Source organism: Paenibacillus sp. FW104-T2 (assembly GCF_058789975.1).
In genome coordinates this window covers 20,659-40,170 of record NZ_JBYTCE010000020.1, presented here as the reverse complement: position 1 = coordinate 40,170, position 19,512 = coordinate 20,659, and the positions used below count along the sequence as shown (strand labels likewise).

28 protein-coding genes are annotated in these 19,512 nt (G+C 43.3%); 27 read left to right on the top strand and 1 reads right to left on the bottom strand.

Going from position 1 to position 19,512, the window contains the following annotated elements:
- The first annotated feature begins 3 nt into the window (after positions 1-3).
- The 26 genes from AC3WQ3_RS22040 (at position 4) to AC3WQ3_RS21915 (ending at position 18,308) form a co-directional block, all read left to right on the top strand.
- Complete coding sequence (locus AC3WQ3_RS22040; RefSeq protein WP_492473552.1) at positions 4-366, top strand: hypothetical protein; 363 nt, start codon at positions 4-6, stop codon at positions 364-366.
- Positions 367-371: 5 nt separating this feature from the next.
- Positions 372-659 (top strand): hypothetical protein, encoded by a 288-nt coding sequence (locus tag AC3WQ3_RS22035; RefSeq protein ID WP_492473551.1) that lies wholly within the window; start codon positions 372-374, stop codon positions 657-659.
- Positions 652-1,032: a phage head closure protein gene (locus AC3WQ3_RS22030; RefSeq protein WP_492473550.1), complete on the top strand. Its 381-nt coding sequence runs from the start codon at positions 652-654 to the stop codon at positions 1,030-1,032. Before AC3WQ3_RS22035 ends, AC3WQ3_RS22030 begins: the two co-directional genes overlap by 8 nt.
- 1 nt (position 1,033) lies before the next feature.
- Positions 1,034-1,423 (top strand): HK97 gp10 family phage protein, encoded by a 390-nt coding sequence (locus tag AC3WQ3_RS22025; RefSeq protein WP_492473549.1) that lies wholly within the window; start codon positions 1,034-1,036, stop codon positions 1,421-1,423.
- 3 nt (positions 1,424-1,426) lie between these two features.
- Positions 1,427-1,750 carry a hypothetical protein gene (locus AC3WQ3_RS22020; protein ID WP_492473548.1) on the top strand — a complete coding sequence of 108 codons (324 nt, stop codon included), beginning with the start codon at positions 1,427-1,429 and terminating at the stop codon, positions 1,748-1,750.
- Between the two features lie 5 nt (positions 1,751-1,755).
- Positions 1,756-2,340, top strand: coding sequence for a major tail protein (locus tag AC3WQ3_RS22015; RefSeq protein WP_492473546.1), 585 nt, complete (start codon positions 1,756-1,758; stop codon positions 2,338-2,340).
- Positions 2,341-2,412: 72 nt separating this feature from the next.
- Positions 2,413-2,871 carry a hypothetical protein gene (locus tag AC3WQ3_RS22010; protein ID WP_492473545.1) on the top strand — a complete coding sequence of 153 codons (459 nt, stop codon included), beginning with the start codon at positions 2,413-2,415 and terminating at the stop codon, positions 2,869-2,871.
- A 199-nt stretch (positions 2,872-3,070) separates the two neighbouring features.
- Positions 3,071-3,391: a hypothetical protein gene (locus tag AC3WQ3_RS22005; RefSeq protein WP_492473544.1), complete on the top strand. Its 321-nt coding sequence runs from the start codon at positions 3,071-3,073 to the stop codon at positions 3,389-3,391.
- 28 nt (positions 3,392-3,419) lie between these two features.
- Complete coding sequence (locus AC3WQ3_RS22000) at positions 3,420-3,563, top strand: Com family DNA-binding transcriptional regulator (RefSeq protein ID WP_095288177.1); 144 nt, start codon at positions 3,420-3,422, stop codon at positions 3,561-3,563.
- A gap of 40 nt (positions 3,564-3,603) precedes the next feature.
- Positions 3,604-8,037: a phage tail tape measure protein gene (locus tag AC3WQ3_RS21995; RefSeq protein ID WP_492473543.1), complete on the top strand. Its 4,434-nt coding sequence runs from the start codon at positions 3,604-3,606 to the stop codon at positions 8,035-8,037.
- Positions 8,038-8,847: a distal tail protein Dit gene (locus AC3WQ3_RS21990; protein ID WP_492473542.1), complete on the top strand. Its 810-nt coding sequence runs from the start codon at positions 8,038-8,040 to the stop codon at positions 8,845-8,847.
- A 14-nt stretch (positions 8,848-8,861) separates the two neighbouring features.
- Positions 8,862-11,219 (top strand): sialidase family protein, encoded by a 2,358-nt coding sequence (locus AC3WQ3_RS21985; protein WP_492473541.1) that lies wholly within the window; start codon positions 8,862-8,864, stop codon positions 11,217-11,219.
- A gap of 12 nt (positions 11,220-11,231) precedes the next feature.
- Positions 11,232-12,749 (top strand): phage tail spike protein, encoded by a 1,518-nt coding sequence (locus AC3WQ3_RS21980; protein ID WP_492473540.1) that lies wholly within the window; start codon positions 11,232-11,234, stop codon positions 12,747-12,749.
- Positions 12,750-12,815: 66 nt separating this feature from the next.
- Positions 12,816-13,358, top strand: coding sequence for a hypothetical protein (locus AC3WQ3_RS21975; RefSeq protein ID WP_492473538.1), 543 nt, complete (start codon positions 12,816-12,818; stop codon positions 13,356-13,358).
- 53 nt (positions 13,359-13,411) lie between these two features.
- Entirely contained in the window at positions 13,412-13,588 is a 177-nt protein-coding gene (locus tag AC3WQ3_RS21970) for a hypothetical protein (RefSeq protein ID WP_492473537.1), read from the top strand.
- 125 nt (positions 13,589-13,713) lie between these two features.
- Positions 13,714-13,980: a hypothetical protein gene (locus AC3WQ3_RS21965; RefSeq protein WP_492473536.1), complete on the top strand. Its 267-nt coding sequence runs from the start codon at positions 13,714-13,716 to the stop codon at positions 13,978-13,980.
- 5 nt (positions 13,981-13,985) lie between these two features.
- The gene (locus tag AC3WQ3_RS21960) at positions 13,986-14,189 is read left to right on the top strand and encodes a hypothetical protein (RefSeq protein WP_492473535.1); all 204 of its coding nucleotides are present in this window, start codon (positions 13,986-13,988) and stop codon (positions 14,187-14,189) included.
- On the top strand, positions 14,176-14,562 hold the full coding sequence (locus AC3WQ3_RS21955; protein WP_492473534.1) for a hypothetical protein: 387 nt from the start codon (positions 14,176-14,178) through the stop codon (positions 14,560-14,562). Before AC3WQ3_RS21960 ends, AC3WQ3_RS21955 begins: the two co-directional genes overlap by 14 nt.
- Complete coding sequence (locus AC3WQ3_RS21950) at positions 14,546-15,403, top strand: peptidoglycan recognition protein family protein (protein WP_492473533.1); 858 nt, start codon at positions 14,546-14,548, stop codon at positions 15,401-15,403. The genes AC3WQ3_RS21955 and AC3WQ3_RS21950 overlap by 17 nt, the downstream gene beginning before the upstream one ends.
- A gap of 119 nt (positions 15,404-15,522) precedes the next feature.
- The gene (locus AC3WQ3_RS21945; RefSeq protein ID WP_492473532.1) at positions 15,523-15,864 is read left to right on the top strand and encodes a hypothetical protein; all 342 of its coding nucleotides are present in this window, start codon (positions 15,523-15,525) and stop codon (positions 15,862-15,864) included.
- Positions 15,865-15,978: 114 nt separating this feature from the next.
- Positions 15,979-16,173 (top strand): hypothetical protein, encoded by a 195-nt coding sequence (locus tag AC3WQ3_RS21940; RefSeq protein WP_492473531.1) that lies wholly within the window; start codon positions 15,979-15,981, stop codon positions 16,171-16,173.
- Between the two features lie 13 nt (positions 16,174-16,186).
- Positions 16,187-16,519 carry a YolD-like family protein gene (locus AC3WQ3_RS21935; protein WP_492473530.1) on the top strand — a complete coding sequence of 111 codons (333 nt, stop codon included), beginning with the start codon at positions 16,187-16,189 and terminating at the stop codon, positions 16,517-16,519.
- An 86-nt stretch (positions 16,520-16,605) separates the two neighbouring features.
- Positions 16,606-17,226, top strand: coding sequence for a hypothetical protein (locus tag AC3WQ3_RS21930; protein WP_492473529.1), 621 nt, complete (start codon positions 16,606-16,608; stop codon positions 17,224-17,226).
- On the top strand, positions 17,227-17,751 hold the full coding sequence (locus AC3WQ3_RS21925; RefSeq protein WP_492473528.1) for an accessory gene regulator ArgB-like protein: 525 nt from the start codon (positions 17,227-17,229) through the stop codon (positions 17,749-17,751). It begins immediately after the preceding gene.
- Entirely contained in the window at positions 17,748-17,873 is a 126-nt protein-coding gene (locus tag AC3WQ3_RS21920) for an AgrD family cyclic lactone autoinducer peptide (protein ID WP_079694709.1), read from the top strand. Before AC3WQ3_RS21925 ends, AC3WQ3_RS21920 begins: the two co-directional genes overlap by 4 nt.
- A gap of 18 nt (positions 17,874-17,891) precedes the next feature.
- A complete protein-coding gene (locus AC3WQ3_RS21915; RefSeq protein WP_492473527.1) occupies positions 17,892-18,308 on the top strand; it encodes a LytTR family transcriptional regulator DNA-binding domain-containing protein in 417 nt (138 codons plus the stop codon).
- A gap of 242 nt (positions 18,309-18,550) precedes the next feature.
- Here the strand turns inward: AC3WQ3_RS21915 and AC3WQ3_RS21910 are convergent, their stop codons facing one another.
- Entirely contained in the window at positions 18,551-18,757 is a 207-nt protein-coding gene (locus AC3WQ3_RS21910; RefSeq protein WP_492473526.1) for a helix-turn-helix domain-containing protein, read from the bottom strand.
- Between the two features lie 181 nt (positions 18,758-18,938).
- Here AC3WQ3_RS21910 and AC3WQ3_RS21905 point away from each other — a divergent pair, with 181 nt between their 5' ends.
- On the top strand, positions 18,939-19,160 hold the full coding sequence (locus AC3WQ3_RS21905; RefSeq protein WP_492473525.1) for a helix-turn-helix domain-containing protein: 222 nt from the start codon (positions 18,939-18,941) through the stop codon (positions 19,158-19,160).
- Positions 19,161-19,512: the final 352 nt, after the last annotated feature.

Below are 19,512 nucleotides of genomic sequence, written 5' to 3'. Positions count from 1 at the left end.
TATATGTCTTTAAAAGCGAAGGTAGTTAATCGGTTTCGAGATAAAGGCCATGACAATCGGATTTATCAACCGGGTGATACCTATCCAGCTGAAGGATACTCTGCAGATGAGGAGCGTGTTCATTATCTATCCGAAATCCATCCGGAGTATAACAAGATCTATTTGGCTGAAGTTGAAGAAATTGAAAGTGCCCAGGATAATGATGCCATTCAGACAGGCGATGATTCCGAGGCAGTTAAAGAAGATGCTAAGGAAAAGTCTGAATATCCAAAACATGTTGGCGGCGGCACTTACGAACTCTCCAATGGGGAGAAAGTAAAGGGTAAGGATGAAGCGATTGAGGCAGAAGAAGCTCTAAAGGAGTGATCTAGATGGCAGAAGTAATTACGCCAGAGGTCCTTCAAGAATTTAAAGACCGAATGCATTTGGATGATGATGAGGACGGAAATCTACTGAGAATGCTCAAAGCTTCACATGCGGATCTGATTCGCATATGTGGGGATTATGACATTCTTACAGACGAAGTTTTCAAAGAACTCGTTTTCGAGCGTTCACGCTATGCTTACAATGATGCGCTGGAGTACTTTTACACCAATTTTTTAACTCAGATCAACAATCTGAATCTAGCAAAAGCATTGGAAGGCGAAGTGTATGAATGAGAAAAGATACAATGTAAACCGATACAACGGAAATAGTCACAGCGGTCGATTCAATAAGCGGATATCCGTTCATGGACCAACAGTCACCAAAGATGATATTGGTAACGAAACGGAAACTTTTGGGGAGTTGTGCCAGTTGTGGTCCATGGTCAAAACAACCAAGGGATCCGAATACGCGGCGGCTGCTCAAACGAATACGGAGCATGTGACAAGATTTGTGGTCCGATATTCAAAAACACTGGATAAACTGTTTGTGGAAAACAAAACACGGATTGAAATCTTGTACAAAAACGTGTCGTACGATGTGAAGAGTATCATTAATGACGATGAGTTAAATACCACTTTCACTATTATTGCTGAGGGGAGGTTATAGATTGGCAGGATCGCTTGATGATTTAGCTAATGAAATTACCTCTGCGGTGAAGGCTTATACCGATGATGTCACAAAAGGCATAGAAAAGGAACTGGACAAGGCTTCAAAACAGCTAACAAAGGAAATAGCATCTAATTCTCCAAAGAGCAAAGGCGCAAATGGAGGTAGATATGCTACGGGTTGGACACGAAAGAAGATGAACGAAGATGGTACTGTGAAATACATCATACACAATAAAAAACGAGGAAGCTTCGCTCACTTACTCGAGTTCGGACATGCGAAGCGGGGTGGTGGCCGTGTGCCAGGTAAACCGCATATCTTGCCAGCTTACGACCGAACGGAGCCTGAATTAGTAAATAGAATAAAATCTATCATCCGTAATGGAGGATGATGCATGTTGACACAGATCGAACTTTATCAAGGTCTTGAAGCGATTGGTTTTCCAGTCGCTTATTCGCATTTCACTACAGAACCAAAAGCACCGTATCTGGTATATCTGTTTGCCTACGATGGTGACTTTATGGCCGACAATATAAACTTTCTTGAAGTCGCTAACTTTCAGGTGGAGTTATACACCGAAAAGAAAGACTTGGCAGCCGAGAAAAAAGTTAAAGGCAAACTCAAAGAAATGCAACTGCCATATAGCACAGTCGAAACATATCTGGAAAGCGAAAATATGTTCCAAATGGTATTCACAATTCAATTAATCGGAGGGTGACATATATGTCAGAAAATAAAGTAACGTTTGGATTGGACAAGGTACACATTGCATTTTTAGATGACGCAGCAACAACTCAACCTGCCTGGGAAGCTCCTATTCCTATTCCTGGTGCTGTGCGGTGGGCGCCAGAGGCACAAGGAGAGTCTTCCACCTTTTACGCTGACAATAATGCTTACTTTGTGGCTACGAGCAATAACGGTTATACAGCAGAACTGGAGATGGCGTTGATTCCGGATGAGATTAAAGTTCGGATGTTTGGTTGGAAGATTGATGACAATGGTCTGTTGGTCGAGACATCTGATGGAATGCCTGAGAAATTCGCTCTGATGGGGCAGGTTTTAGGCGATAAGAGGAATCGGCGGTTCGTTTATTACGATTGCCAAGCAGCACGGACAGCAAAAGAGTTAACGACCAAAGGTGAATCAATCGAGATCACGGGAGAAACGTTGTCTGTTACTGTATCTCCAATCGAATTGGATGGAGTGAACATCGTAAAGGGCGATTTGGAACTGAGTGCAACGAACGCTACGCAGTTTAATTCCTTCTTTACGACAGTTTACACACCAACATTCACTTCGGGGGAGTAAACGCCTCTAATGCCATGTTAAGCCCGTCTGACGATGAGGTGCAGGCGGGTGCAACGGAGGCTGAAAACCTCAATGATATTCAAAACCAAACTGAGATTGGAGACGATGAAATTGCGAGAGATTAAATTCGGAGAAAAAACGGTACAGATCAGAGCGGTAGCGCCTGCTCTACTGTTCTATAAGCAAGAGTTTGGATCGGACCTGGTCGGAGATATGACAAAGATAATTAATGGTTACGAACCGAAAGAACAGAAAGAAGAAGGGGACGAGGAAGTACAAGGGGTTTCCCATGCAGACTTTCAGGCTCTGGGGAATATCAATTTCCTGTCCATCTTGCAAATGGCTTGGGCAATGGCGAAAGCCGATAAGTTTGGGAAACCATTCCCTAAATTCGCGTCTTGGCTGCATGAATATGGAGAGGACATCGATTTTTCGGATGAGGATCTCGTTCTTGATGTTGTGGAGGAAGCGACAAAAGGGTTTTTTCGTAAAAGTGCGGGAATCCGCGGGGCCTTCGCGGCTCGAAAATAATGAATCACGTTTAGAAATTGATTTCCTGGCAATTGGGAAGCGAATTGGACTGAGTATGGAGGAAATGTGCGAACTCACATGTTCCGATTTGATTGATCTAGCAAGGAGTTATACAGGACAAGAAGATAAAAAGAAAGGTCCGCGAGAAGCTACTCAAGCAGATATTGACGCCTTTTATGGCAAATAGGAGGACGTCCGGATGATGAAAATGGAATGTAATGAAGGTTGCGGAGAAGAGTTCGTACTAATCAGTTACGGCAAAGAAGAAGTCCTGCCCAATGTAAGTCGGGTGGGCTTTTCTTGTCCTCATTGTGGCCATGTGTACACTGCATATTACGAGAATGAGAAAGTTCGGACATTTAACGCTTTGTTATCGGTCCTGATGCAGCGGCCAGGTAAAGGCGGTTTAACTAAAAGACAAGTTCAGGGCATTGACGTCCGGATTGCCAATACCAAAAAGAAGCTGGCTGCAGAGATGAAACGGCTGAAGACCATGGTCGAATCCAAAAACAAAGCGTAGCGATTTGAAGTGACTGTGTGGTGATCATATGGATTTACAACAAGTTAGGTGCCCTCATTGCAGGCATCTTCTTTTTAATGCGCGGATAGCAGACGTTGAAATTAAATGCTTGCGCTGTAAACGAATTGTTGTTGTTAAAATTAAGGAACAGAGCGAGCCGCACATTAAGTAGCGAGCCAATGCCTGCCTGGAACATAGGGTAGGTGGGCTGTGTGGCAGAAACGATTAAAGGGATTAACGTTGTCATCGGTGCGGAGACGTCTGGATTATCCAAGGCGCTTACTGATGTCAACAAGAAATCAAGAGATATCCAAACAGAGTTGAGGCAAGTTGAAAAACTTCTGAAGTTCGATCCAGGCAGCACTGAATTGTTAGCTCAAAAACAAAAGTTACTGGCTGACTCTGTAAGCAATACACAAGAAAAATTGAACCGGCTGAAGTTAGTACAGGAGCAAGTCAATCAACAATTTGCTCGAGGAGATATCACCGAAGGCCAGTACCGGGCGTTCCAGCGCGAAGTGGTCAAAACGGAGCAGGAATTACAAAGCCTAAATAACCGTATCGATCAAACTACGGACGTATTAGGGGAGCAGAGCAAACAGGTAAGCAAGCTTGGCCAGGATTACAAGGAATCATTTGACCAAGCACAGGAGTCCATGGGCAATTCATTTGAACAAATGAAGAGGCTCGGCGCAGGGGTTACTGCCTTTGGAGGTATACTTGCTGGCGGACTCGGGGTAGCTGTTAAAAGTGCGGCCGACTTTGAACAGGGCATGGCTAATGCTTATTCTGTCATGGATCCGGCCGAGGTCAACAAGTTTAAAAACGAGCTTGAACAGCTGGCAATTACTATGGGTGCTGACACCAAGTACAGCGCCACGGAAGCAGCACAAGGGATAGAAGAACTGATTAAGGCCGGGGTAAGCGTGAAAGACGTCATGTCTGGCGGTTTATCTGGTGCTCTTTCTCTGGCAACAGCAGGAGAATTGGAACTGGCAGACGCAGCAGAGATTGCTTCCACAGCGCTCAATGCTTTCAAGGCAGATTCATTATCGGTACAGGATGCGGCGGACATATTAGCTGGGGCTGCGAATGCTTCAGCGACAAGTGTCAGCGAACTGCAATATGGTCTATCGCAATCTGCTTCGGTTGCTGCTTCGGTGGGGTTGTCCTTCAAAGACACAGCCGTTGCTCTGGCTTCGTTCGCTCAGAACGGCCTGAAAGGTTCGGACGCGGGTACGTCACTCAAAACGATGCTCATGCGGTTACAGCCTACAACAGCAGACGCATACAATACTTTCAAAGACTTGGAACTCTTAACACTGGATACTTCAAAGGCTATGGAATTCCTCAGTAAAAAGGGGATCAAGCCTGCGGAGATGAGCGTTGACGGGATTACAAAAGCATTAGCGACATATCTGGCCCAGGCCGATGGAGCCAAGACAGTAACGGCTAAGTATTTCAAAGAAGCCAAGAACATGGCTGACGCGAATGGTTGGGTATATTCATCTTTCTATGATGCGAACGGATCATTAAAAGATATGTCCGAAATCGCGGGATTGCTGAATGATAAGCTTTCCGGATTAAATGACATGCAGCGTCAAGCAGCATTGAATACGATCTTCGGTTCCGATGCGATACGTGCCGGTAACATCTTGTATAAAGAAGGCGCCGAAGGCATCAACGCCATGGCTGAGGCTATGGGTAAGATCGATGCCCAACAGGTAGCTGCTCAAAAACTGGATACTCTCAAAGGTGCGCTCGAAGAACTGAGCGGTGCCATGGAAACGGCGCAAATTACAATTGGCGCTGCCCTGATCCCGGCATTGCGAGTGGCAGCGAGTGTCATGCAATCCGTTGTGGATGTATTCAATCGATTCCCTGAAGGCGTAAAGACATTCATTGCTATAGCCGGAGCGATTACAGCAGCGTTAGCGCTTATAGCAGGGCCGTTATTACTGCTAGTCGGGTTTATACCTCAAATAGCAGCTGGATTAGCTTCATTAGCGCCTATATTTGCGGCGTTAACTGGGCCGATAGGAATTGTTATTGCTTCGGTAGCCGCGTTGGTCGCCGGACTCACCTATTTGTATAACACAAATGAAACAGTACGGAATGCACTCAATGCGGCCTGGGAAGGAATTAAAACGGCAGCCGAGACTATATTCAATGGACTGAAGACGTTCTGGGCCACATGGGGCGGCGAAATAACGGGCATATTCACAACCTTTTGGAATGGGTTAAAAGCGGTTTTCGATATTGTTATAAAGTCTATTTCAGAAGTGATTAAAACCATTTTCAGTGGCATTAAATCATTTTGGTCCACATGGGGATCAGATATCACCAACTTCTTTAAATCCACGTGGAGTGTCCTAACAACACTCTTTAATACTGTGTTCAAAGCTATTCTTGAAGCTATCAAGTTTGTCTTCAACGAAATCAAGGCATTTTGGGATAAATGGGGAACCACGATTACTACTGCCTTCAAAGGTTCCTTAGAAATACTTAAAACCGTGTTCGGAGCAGCATTTAATGTCGTCTTCACTGTCATTAAAACGGTATTCAATGGGATTAAAGCATTTTGGGATGACTGGGGCGGCGTGATCACAAATAGTTTTAAAACCTATTTGAATGTGATTAAAACCATTTTCAAGGGTGTTTGGGACGCGCTCAAAATAATTGTTGAAACAGCTGTCGGTGTCATATCCGGGATTATCAAGGGATGGCTCGCAATCTTCAAGGGAGATTGGGCCGGAGCATGGGAAGCCGCTAAGGGTGTAACCAAGACGATTTGGGAAGGTATCAAGGGCATATTCAGTTCGGCATTCAACACCATGAAGGATGTCGGTAAGAATATCATTGAAGGTCTGGTTAACGGTATTGCATCGATGAAAGATGTCGTGGTTCGAAAGGCCAAGGAAATCTCAGAGGCGATCGGTGGTTTCTTTAAGAAATTTTTTGACATTCACTCTCCTTCAAAGCTAACAACCGGGTACGGGGAGAACATCGGACAAGGTTTAGCCAATGGTATCAGCAATAAGTCCAAAACTGCAGCCAAGGCAGCTAAAGAAACTGCCACCAAAGTGAACAACGCATTTAAAAGTGCATTTTCTACAGCGCAGTACAACTTCAAAATGGGCAATGTAGACACTGCCGGTTATATATCCTCTCTGGAAAAAGTGAAGGCATCGTATGCGAAAACATCGGCACAGATCCAGAAAGTAACCCTTGAAATCAAGAAAGCCCATGATCAGCAAGTTAAATCGGCTGAGAAAGCGGCTAAGGATTCCTTTGCCGCATCCAAAGCGTACATTGATTCCAAGGCTTCTACAGGCAAAGCGTCACTTCAACAGGAACTGGCTATGTGGGAGAAGGTGCAGGCAAAGTATAAGGCAGGGACAACGCAGTACATCGCTGCTGAAAAGGAAGCCTACAAGATCAAACAGGAATTGGCTAAGGCTAGTTTCGAGTCATCCAAGGAATACATCGAGAAGGGTGCGGCTGCTAACGAGTTATCGCTTGCTCAACAATTATCAGCTTGGGAACGCGTTCAGGCCAGGTACAAAGCAGGATCTGAGCAGGCGAAGGCAGCAGAGGAAGCAGCAGGCAAGGTCAAACTGGAGATTTACAACCAGCTTACTCAAGCCAGCGAGGACTTCCTTGCTAAAACCAAAGAAGTTAATGCAAATGTCGCAGCTGAAGAGTTGCGGCTTAATGGCGTGTACGAACAAGCGGTAGAACAGCGGGCCAAGGCTATCAATGACTTTGCAGGACTGTTTGACGAGGTTGTATCTAAATCCGAAACATCCGGGCAACAACTGTTGGACAACCTTCGCGGTCAAGTGGAATACATGGCAACCTGGGCACACAACATTGAAACATTAGCAGCACGAGGCATTGACCAGGGATTGCTTGAAGAATTGCGTGAGATGGGTCCGAAGGCCGCACCTGAACTGGCGGCGTTAAACTCGCTTACGGATGAGCAGCTTGCTGAGTATTCGGGCTTATGGAAAACCAAAACAGCTGAGTCTAGAGCAATTGCAGCACGTGAATTGACTGGACTTCGTGAGGATACAGACAAACAAATCACTCAGCTGCGAGAAGATGCGGCTATACAGTTGGATGGATTGAAGGCTGACTTTGACGCCAAGGTAAAAGAAATCCGTTACGGTACAACGAATCAGTTTAACGCTATGAAGTCAGATCTACCGAACATCGGTAAACAAGCCATGCAGGGACTTCTTGATGGTTTGGCTTCCATGCAAGGTGCGGTGCAAGCTAAAGCCAAATCAATTGCGGATTCCGTCCGTACGACCATGCAAAAAGCGTTGGATATCCATTCTCCATCCCGTGAAATGGCATGGATCGGGGAGATGGCTGGTCAAGGCCTTGTCCAAGGTATGGCCAACATGCTGTCCAATGTACAAAACCAGGCTCGGGCAATGGCTGAAGCGGTGCAACCATCCTTTAGTCAACCAAGTGTAGCTGCTGCATCAGGACAGGAAAGTGTTGTGTATCAAATCAGCATGGAAGGCGTATTCGCCGGAGCAAACATCATTATTCGTAGCGATGATGATATCAGAAAACTGGCTCAAGAAATAGGGAATGTATCCACTCAAACAACGAGAGGGCGGGGAGGTGTTTAAATGATATTCAATTCTGTGTTAACTATAGACGGGATCCCACCAAGAGAATTAGGGTTGGGTGTCTTTCGAAACTCTCAACGTCCGATCCTGTCTTCAACAGTGGATAATACGGTAACGATCCCAGGCATGCACGGGGCCTATGATTTTGGGGCTACTATGGGACCGAAGCAATTTGAATTGGAATGTGCTTTCATAACGCGCAATCATTTTGAACTGCAGCAGCGCGTATCTGCGCTAGCTGCTTTTTTATTGGATGGAGACGGAAGGCCAAGAACAATGGATATTGTATTTGCTAACTCGCCGGATCGTAAATACGCGGTCAGATATGTAGGGAGTTTAAACATTGACCGTATATCCGGACTGGGGACATTTACATTACCATTCACAGCCTTTGATCCATTTGCCTATAGTTTATACACCACAATTGATATCAATGTAGATAATACAGTCATTACTGTTGACAGTGATTTACTTGTGGATTCGGGATACACATTCACACTGAATGGCCCACAATCAGTACAGATACAAAACATTGGTACATTAAACGTAGAGCCGGTAATTGAAATAACAGGTTCATTTACTAGGCTGATAGTCACCGTTGGTGGAATAGACTTCATATACAATCAACCAATGTCTGGAACATTAATCTTGGACTTTAAAAGAAAAACTGCGAAGATTGGCGATCAAAACGTTCTTATGAACTCCAATGCACGTTTTGGCAAGATCCCTAGAGGGAATTCAAATATTTTAGTTAGCGGTACAGGAATTAACATAAATATGGCGGTTATATTCCGCCAGAAATATGCATAAGGAGGTTGGTGATAATGGCAGATATCGAATTAATCAAAGGTGCAGATAATGGCAACCCTCCTGATTCTTTACGGCAGATGTACCCGAAAGTTAATAGGAATTTCCAAAACTTAAATGCGGAATCCAACGCAAATGCAAATAACATCGAGCAACATAAAAATTCTACTGCTGCACATACAGCAAAGGATATTACTTATAGCGGACCAGTTCCTGGTGATGATGTCAAAGAAGCTATTGATATTGTAAATGGGCGTATTAGCGAGATTGTTGCTCAATCAGGAGACGACAATACTGAAATCGTAGATGCACGCGGGGGATTCAATGTACTATCGGAACGCTTAGATGCCAGTGATCAAAAATCAAAGCGAATAGACCAGCCACTTATAGGTCGGATGAAGACTGTACAAGAAGACGAAAATTATAATTGCTGGCCTACTATCGTCAGGGGTACGAACAATAGGCTATTTGTATTTTATGGGAGTGGACAGTTCCACAAAGCGGGTTATAGTATTGGACGATCCGTAAAATGTAAGTATTCAGACAACAATGGTCTGGAGTGGTCAGATGAGGTAATTGTAGCGCAACACCCTGAATATGACTTCTTCGCTTTTTCGGCAATTGTACTAAGCACAGGTGATATCGTTTGTATAGTCACGAAAGGACAACCAGGATTCCAAACCAATGTTGTCTACCGTAGTGAGGATAACGGTCTCACTTTTGTCGAAGGATTTGATTTTGATAATTCAACTGATCAGTATGTAAGTTCTATAATGTCTCCGAATGTTCCTATCGAGTTTGAAGATGGAAGGTTAATGCTGATCAAAGATTGTGAAATAAGTAGTCAGTTTGGAACATATGCTATTTTCTCTACTGATGGTGGCGTCACTTGGAACAGCTCGGCACCAATTGTGCCAATGGGCACATTGGACTTTAACAGTTTCCCTTGGGAAGTAAGGACCTGTTATCTTGGGGTCGGCAGGATCTTAGCCATTGGGAGGCACCAAAATGGAAATCCGTATCAGTTGACATCTACGGATTACGGGCAAACATGGAAGTACAGCCTCACCAATATCTCGGATTGCATCGCTCATAATGCTTTCCCGGTATATCTTAGCGCTAACGGAACGATTGCCCTTTATTATACCGATAGAAGGTCTAACGTGCTTAAAAAGAGAGTGGTTGATGCTGATTTTATTTTCAACAAACCAACATCTTGGCCGAATCCAACAATCATAGACTATACATCATCTCCGTCAACGGCTATTGATTCAGGGTATGTCACAGCTGTACCCATGAAGCCGGGAAGTTTGGATGTTGTCGGTGTGTTGTATACCACAAGAACAGGAATCGCTGACAATGATACAGCACCAAGAAAAACATCTATCGTAACGTTCTTTGATAAGGCTGATCATCCGAATCAATTAGAACCGAAATACGGAGTGAATAGACAGGCTTTAATTAATGGTTCTTTTGATATCTGGCAAAGAGGAGACTCGTTTAATAGCGCAGGTTATGCAGCGGATCGTTGGTACTTTACGCCGGGCACCGGTAACACTGCAACCTTAGAACGAATGGATGCCACAAGCGAGAGAAGATACTTACCAAACAATCCAGCTAATGTTGCTGTGATCAATCGATCGAATGTAGGGTCCGGGAGCACGTTCTTCTCGCAACGCATTGAAGATGTTAAAACTTTTAGCGATGAATATATTTCGTTTAGTTTCTACGCCAAATGTGATGCTGGAACTTTTCCTATTACTGTTTATGCATATCAAAATTTTGGTAGTGGTGGTAGTGCAGCTGTGTCATCGGTCGCACGTGCAGTAACGGTGAGAGGCGAATGGGTGAAATTCGAGGGCACAATCAAAGTTCCCAACATAGACGGGAAAACAATTGGCTTAAACAATTACCTTGAATTCTCCATATCCATCCCTGTAAGTAGCGGTGTAAACAAACTCTACCTATCACAAATGCAACTTAACCTGGGACAAATTCCGTTGCCATATTCTCCGCGGCTTATAACTGAGGAAAAAATGTTATGTGAGAGATACTGCATAGCCTACACAGACGAGGCCATATCAGCAACGTACGCAAACGGATTCGCTGTATCTGACACGCAATTCCAAGGAGTAATCCATTTGCCAACTGAAATGAGAAGAGTACCTACGTTAAGGGCGTCAGCAGCAGACTTCTTGATAAATGATGGTGTAACTGCGCCCGTTGTTACATCTATGTCAGTTGTCACCACGAGGAGCACAAGAAAAAACATTACTCTTAGTTGTTTTTCAACAGGACTCATCCAGTTCAGGCCTTATCGGTTAATAGCAAATGGCACAGCTAACCGTATTCTGATTTTAGATGCGGAATTTTAGGGGGTATATGTATTGATAACCATTCTAAATCAGTCATACCAGCCTTTAGCCGTGATAGATGACTATTTAAACGACGAAATAACCGAACAAATAAACGGTTCATATACCTTTAAATTTGCAGTCTACATGGACGATGAAAAAAGCCAATACATCGACACTGCTAACCTTGTGGAAGTTGAAGGCCAATACTTCAACATCGTCAAACATCGCCGGACCCGTTCAGAAAACGGACAAGTGCTGATTACAGTGGAATGTGAGCAGGTCTCTTATGATCTGCTCTTTCACGTTTTCGAGGATAGTTTCATTCATTCCGGACCACCGGCGCAGCTGATGTCCATGGCCCTGCAAGGAACAGCATTTACGATCGGCACTGTAGAGATCCCGAATGTGGTCAGCGTGGAATTGAAAGAAAACGCAACTGCACGATCGATTCTTTTTGAAATTGCGGCTTCTGCAGGAGGAGAGTTGAAGTTTGACAAGTATACCGTGTCCTTACTTGCCAGAAGAGGCCAAGACAGGGGCGTTCAGTTCCGTCTAGGTAAAAATCTGCAAGGAATCGTAAAAGACGTTAACGGCCAATCTGGAGAGGTTCTGACATCATACGAAATCGATGTTGTGGAACTGAACACGTTACCCGAGTTTGAAGGTTTGGAATATTTCGAACTGGGAGATACCGTTGACATCATTGACGAGGAATTACAGATTGATGAACAACAGCGGATTATTGAGTATGCTTACTCTCCACGGCAGAGGATCAATTCCAAGGTGGTCATTGCGAATTACATTGAAGGCATCCAAGACACCATATACCGGATCCAGACGACAACGGTCGGTAAGGATAAATGGATGTATGGGACGAAAATCGGTCCTGATGAAGGCATTGTGATTGAGCGTTACGACAAGTTGGCCAAATCAAAGTGGAACGCCGATGAATTCCGGATGCAAAAAGGTGATGGTAACGGCGGATATACGGATTCGCTCTATTTTGACGCGATCAACCAGGAGTACGAGTTTACTGGGATTGTTAGGGCTGGCCAGTTTATTGGTGGTAGCATCAAGATAGGCGATGAATCAAACACTTATTTTGAGGTTACTGAAGATGGTAAATTTCTCGCTATTGACGGTGAGTTTGAAGGGAAAATAACAGGCTCAGAATTTCTTGGTGGTACAATTACAGGTTCCTTGATAAGGACATCTGTAGCCGGTCCGCGGATCGAGCAAAGTAGTCTTCTTGGTTTTCGAACATATGACGGCAACAGTGTAAATCGAATCAGGATTACCACGTCATCAAACAATGGCGTCGCTGGAATATTGTATTATGACTCTTCTGGTGCATATGCAGGTGAAATTAATTCTTATTCCAATTCCGGCTTGTCTATATTTTCTGAGAATTTGTTCTTGGGTAGTAACAACTCAGCAAGCCCGATCAGGTTCCAAGGATCTGCATATTTTTACGGTAATGTTAGTATTGGTGAGATTGCGAATGTAGAAGAGGCAATTAGAAATCTTCAAATTCGCGTAGGGATGTAAAAAATGGAACGACTCTATCCGATAAACGTTGTATAATATAGGAAAATTTTATCGGGGGTTGTTACATTGAAGAAAATCACGCTTGCTGTCGGAAGTTTCATTCTAGGTCTTGGTGTAGCCTTGCCGGTTGGTGTTTTTGCGGATGATATTAAAAATGTGATTGGAACAAAAATAACAGGACAATATACTGTGTCAGTGAACGGTCAAAAACTATCCGATCCAGCAATTGTTGCGGAAGGGAAATCTTACGCGCCCGTACGCTCATTGGTGAGTGCGGTGGGGACAGGTGAAATAATTGTGGACAATACCGAAAAAACTATAGATATTACTGTGGAACCGGATCAGAAACAATCTACTGAAACGACAGTTCCAAGTGAAAATGAATATGCAAGCATGTCTGTAACTGAAGTGAAGAAAAAACGGGACTACTTAACAGAATCAGTAATTCCGCAAACAGAAGCAGCTATCGCAAATTTTGAAAAGGAACTCTCTGATCCTGATTCATTAATCAATAAAGATTATCTGAATTCCAAAATAAGCGAAGCTAAACAAAGCCTTTCCAAATATCAAACTGCTGTTGATCAGATGAATGAAGTGTTAGAAAAATAATAAGCAAAATAGAAGTCGTCCATATGGGCGGCTTTTTCTCTTGGGAGGATGCCATGATAGCAAGAAAACTTGTAGAATGCACGATTGACCTAAATGATCCTGTTGGTGAAATCGGAGCAGTAATCAATGTTGTTATAGGAGCGTTCAGAAAGGATCAGCAAATCGAAATCCTAAAAGCTGTCCAGAAGAATATTGAGGTGGCACTTCAGGACGAGAACGGAAAAGAATAAGCTTACAAAGTATCAAAACAAGGTGGTGGTCCCTATGCTTATCTAATCTAATATTCATCGTTTGCTCCCGGAGTGGTCGGGGGCTGTTTGTATCTAATCTTTAGAGAGAGAAGGGGAGCGAGGGGATGAACTGGTTGGATACATTAAAGGAAGTCCTGCCGCTGGCTGAAAAGTACGGACTTGCTTTAGTGCTGATGTTCGTGCTTTTTGGCGTATGCATCTATTTAGTCAGATCGGCTATAACTGATGCTAGGAAAGAGAGAGACGAAGCACAGGAACAACTCCAAAAACTAACCGAGAAAATGAATGCAGAGCGAGAAAAATTCATGGAGCCGTTGCTGAATATGGTTAATAACTTAAAAAAGGATTCTGGCGAGGATCGAGGAGGCTGAAACCGGTGATAAAGTGGATTAAACGGCTACTCCCACGTCAAGATAAAGAGAAAGAGAGGGAGCTCCAAGCGGTAAAGCATAAAGCATCATTAGCGATGCAGCGTTACAGCGAATGCTCTACAGAGATCAAGGCGAAGATTGAGCAAAATCATTTTGCACGATACCTGGTCTATGAAAAAGGGGGAAGCACGGAGCATGCACACAATTGATATGATCTTACTTACGTTGTACTTTATCGGGGCCATTAGCGGCGTGTATAACCTTGTTGCTCATAGGAAGTATTTTAAAGAAAGATTTAAATCGGGTGTTGTCAGTGCTTTTATGCTGGCGATGCTCTTTTTTTTGGCCGCCTACACCTTCAAGATGGTGATTGCTATCTGGATGCGTCTTAGCACTTCTCTGACGGGCAGAGGGGCTGTTTTAGAGGCGATACAGACTTATGCATGGACCATCGCCATGTTTGGGACCACAACAGGACTAGTCATTTTGGCTATCTTAACTTATACCAAGCGATATGACCTGTTTGTGTACTTGCGGAAGATCGATAAGAAGGGGGAGCCAGACGATGTTGAAGAAAGGTAACTTTTTGCTGATGGAGTCATCCGAATTCAAAGGGTGGCTCCAACAACAGAAGATAACCAGACTGATAAATAAACTGCAGGTTCATCACACATGGCTTCCTAATTACAGTACACGTCGTAATCAGGACCATTTCAAGGCGCTAGAAGGTATACGTAATACTCACCTGGCTAACGGTTGGACTGGCACAGGCCAAAACATAACTGTATTTGAAGATGGCAAGATAGCGATTAGTATGGATCGAGATTTAAATCAAACACCTGCAGGTATACGTGGTGCAAACACGGGTGCTCTCTGTGTGGAGATCATCGGTAACTTTGATGTTGGCGGTGACCGCATGACAGACATGCAGAAACAGGCTGTATTGCATCTCTACGCTTGTTTGGCGATTAAACTTAACATACCCGTCAACACAAACAATATTGTCTATCACGCTTGGTACACGTCCTCTGGACAATGGATAGGCGACTACGTGCAGGGTCATTCCAGTAAAACGTGCCCGGGAACTAACTTTTTCGGTGACGGTAATACACGATTGGCAGCAGCGCAAGGATTTATACCAGCTGTACAAGCTGAAGTAATGCGAATTCAAATGGGAGGCGATGATCCGATGACAGAATCAGAAAAGAAACGTGTGGACGATTTGCAAGCAACTGTAGATGCTCAGGCCAAGTGGATTGAGGCTGAGAAAGCGAAAACTAATATGGAGTGTCCAAGCTGGGCTAAGACGGCCTACGAGTACTACAAACCGTATATTTCTGACAGTAAAGGCAGTTACGACTTTTGGCGGCAGCTTGTAATCAACTACCGCAAAGAAGCTGGCATTAAAGTTCAATCCAAATAAAAAGGTGAGGTGTAAGCATGAACGAAATTATCCAATCTACTGTAACAACGGTTCTTGTCTCTATTGCATGCCTATTGGTTGCTTTACTGTTTTGGTTTTTGCTGAAGGAGTGGAGGCAGTTGGGCGCTTGGATCGCGGCGCGTAAAGCAGCTGCAGAAGCTACATCTGCTGAGTCCATCCAAAACACATTATGGAGTGTGGCACAAGAGGCATACGCCAAAGCTGAGGCGGCACTGGGTGAGTTAGCTGGGTCTGAAAAGATGGACTTGGCTCTTAACTATGCCGTTAAGCGACTTAGGGCGCTGGGTATCGTGGTCAATGCTGATGAAATACGGGCGAAGATTCAGGAAGCCTGGGTTAAGCTGGACAAGATACCAAAACAACAAACAGGATCAGCTGTAAGTTCTGATGTGGTAAGTGAAGTGGTAAAGGCAGAGATTGAAAAAGTTGTTCAACCATAAGCAACCTGATAACTCCATTGGTGAAAAACTGATGGAGTTATTTTCTTGTTGATATCAGAACGTAGGTTCGCATATAATACAAACAAACATATGTTCTTATTGGGGGGGTTGAGCATGCCAGTGAAATACATAGGCCGGTTAGTTGAAATCATTTACCAGGACAAAACAGGCCAGATAACTAAACGCCGTATCCAAGTTAAAAGCGTTCGTTCCGGCCTGATCCGGGCAGATGATCTACTATCCGGCCAGCCACGAACATTTAAGGCAGATAATATCCTGGCATGTAACCCAATCCAAACATCAGCATAGGAGGCGGTTAGTTATGGCGGGCAAGCTCTTTGGAAACGGTTTGTTTGAAAGCTCCAGGATAATTCTACCCGAACACAGGGAGAGATTATTGGAGTACAAGAGGGAACAGCAGCGTAGGGAAAAGCCTGTTCTCGATGAGCAAGCTATTGAGGAAATTGCCAGGGCGTTGGCAGAATCATATGCCGAAAAAATTCAGGTTGAACTTGTCCTTTTCGATCCATTCGAGAACGAATCAATCAGCGGAGTGGTGGTTGGGATAAAACGCACTCAAAATAAAGTCAACCTGATGTTAGAAGAAGATGAAAGATCCATAGAGATTGCAAAAATAATCTCAGCAAATCTCTGAATTTGTATGAATTTGGCTATGGAATAACCACCGGATCTTATATAATAACTATATAAGTTATTATCTCTTGGGGCGGTGTAGCAACAATGCAAGAAGCATTTGGATTTATGTTTTTTTCTACACTTGAAGCGTTCTCCTGGTTCTTACTCAGTATGTATCTTTTTAGGTACAAACCATTCAAATATGCTGGGTCGGCGCTAATCGTTATTCTTTTAATGAACCTTGACAGTTTCATACTGCGGAATGAGTTATCACTAGCCAACTACGTTCCTTTAATAAATATTCTAATCTTTGTTTTCTATTATGCTGTCGTTGTTAAAATACCGCTGATCGGCTCGCTTATCGTCACTCTGGCAGGCTTTGCGGGATTTGGATTGGTCCAGGCCGCATTAACCTTTATCCTTTTTGGATCTATCCAAGCAGCTCAATCTACTTTATCGAACGGATATGCGCTTCAAACTGCAACGGCTATCGTAGTGTTTTTGTTAGGGGTGGTGCCCTACAAATTCGGATACGGCATTGCAATACCTTTCGAAAAATTAAAGTTCAAGCTTGAAGAGATTATCACAAGCGTCTTAATGATATTGTTCTTATGTATCATTTCATTTGTTCTATATGCAAATAACTTATTGCTGCTTATCATTTTGTTTGGTGTTACGCTCGGATATTTGCTTTACTTTTCGGTTAAAAAGGATAGGGGTTTTTGAATGATTGAAAATATATCTCGGCGCTTAGCAACGGGTCTCAAAAATCGTGTTCCACACCATCCGGCATCCGCAGCCGTTTTCCGTTTCACAATTGCTGTACTAATAAACACAATTGCTATTATTACTCTAACGCTATTCATTGGACTTTGGACCGGACATTTCAAAGAAGTTTGCATTATTCTTATTTCGTTCGCATTGCTTCGACTTGTGTCGGGTGGTATTCATTTAAAGTCAGGTGATAAATGCGTTGTTGTCACGACAGCTTTGTTTACCACTATTTCGTTAATTGACATCTCAGAATGGGCTGTATACTCGCTTAACTCCCTGAGCATATTGCTTGCATATTTATATGCGCCTTCCAGGATAGAAAAACAATCTAAAATAGACCCAAAACACTATCCAAAATTAAAATTCATGTCGATAATATTTATAGCAACAAACTTTTTGTTCATGTCGTCTATATTAGCAGTAACATTTTTCGTACAGTGTCTAACTCTTATTAAGTTGAAGGAGGTGAAAAGATGAAAAAAGGATACCTATACGGACTTGCTACTGGACTGGCTTCACTTGCTGCACTTATCGTTACACCTGCGAGTGTGCTTTTTATATATCAAGGCGACACACCTAAAGAATTGCTGGAAAAATAGTAGTTGCGGGGTGGTTTTGTGTATGATCTAAAAGAACTTTCTGTTACCAAAGAGAGAGATGGCAAATCCGGAGGTACTAACGTACCGATAAGAAGCATCACACATCTTGAGGCAGATTCATACATGGTGATCGTGCATACCACAAAAGATCAGTATTATCTAGCGGGGACAATGGTCTACTGGGTTAATACATTGAATTCAAGTGGTTATAACTTCCGGAACGCGGATCGAAGCAGTGTAATAAACGTCGACAAGATTTCTTCAATTGACATGAACTTTAAACTGGCATATTTTGAATCCGAAATCAACAAGCACTCAAAAAGGTGCACGTTAGTTAAAGACAGATTGGATTCTATTATAGATGAGTTCCCCGAAATAGCTGATAAATGTAGTTCAAGCACAATATTTAAAAGGCTGCTAGGAATCAGCAGATAGTCGCTTATGCGGCTATTTTTTTTACGATATTAATGTAAGCATATAAACCGCAAAATGTCTGTCGAATTATGTTGTCGAAATGATAAAATTCGCCGGGCGAAAAACCTTTTACAAGAGCCTTATTTTGGGATTTAATAGAGATGTGAGGTATGAAATATCTGGGGAAACAGTATGATGCATGGATAAACTTCGCTGCTGGCGAAGTTCCGCCCGGAGGAGGGGCTTTCGCCTCCGCCGTTTGCCTAATCCCATTCGTGCAAATCTTCCATAGTGCAGCCAAGTCGGTGGGCGACTTTAGCTGCGAGGGGATAAGAAAAGTACTTTTTCCCTGATATGACTTCCGAGAGAAAACCTTGTGAAATATCCACATCTCTCGCCAAGTCGACAGCTTTAATTCTGTTTTTAGCCAAGAGGTATGGCAAACGGCTCCTCCCAGGTACGGGATACATCCATCTACACCTCATGCCTAAATTATTCCACTTGTTATTATAGGCGGTTAGTTGACGAATGTACAATGTTGATTACAAGACGGAAATCCTGTTCTCATATTGTAAATATAGGTATCTTGACTTAAAATGAGAACATAGGTTCTTAGGGGGAGCGAACACACATCGAGAAGGGGTGCGGAAAATGTACTTATTGAGCTTAGTGAGGACTAGTGAAGAAAAGGTCACTCTGACCAATGCACGCGAACAAATTGGTATGTCGCTGTCCGAAGCATCAGAAATGTTGAACATTACAGTAGATGAACTTGTTACATACGAAAATAACCCTTCGGATCTCAACATGGAAACAGCAGCTAAAATGGCTGGTCTGTACCGCCTTCCTTTACACGGACTTATTTTTTCATAAATACTTAAGCAACCACAAAAAAAGCAGGGATTAGCTCCCTGCTTTTGTCTATGAAAAATAACCACAAATCACCCACGATCTAGGTGAAACAGCCTGAAACAGTATGACACACAATGAAACATAAAAATAGCCCAAACACCTGATACATCAACGAAAATGGGACAATGTGACACATATTGAAACCGATTGCAACAGTGTTATTTTTATAGGCGTGATAAAGAAGTTTGATGTGCGAATGGCCTTTGGTGATGTTCACATAACCGACAAAATCCAGTATGATGTTATAAGGAAATACCGATTGACAGATAAGAAACCCGAATTTTGACGGTTTTACTATTTAATGAATTGTAAA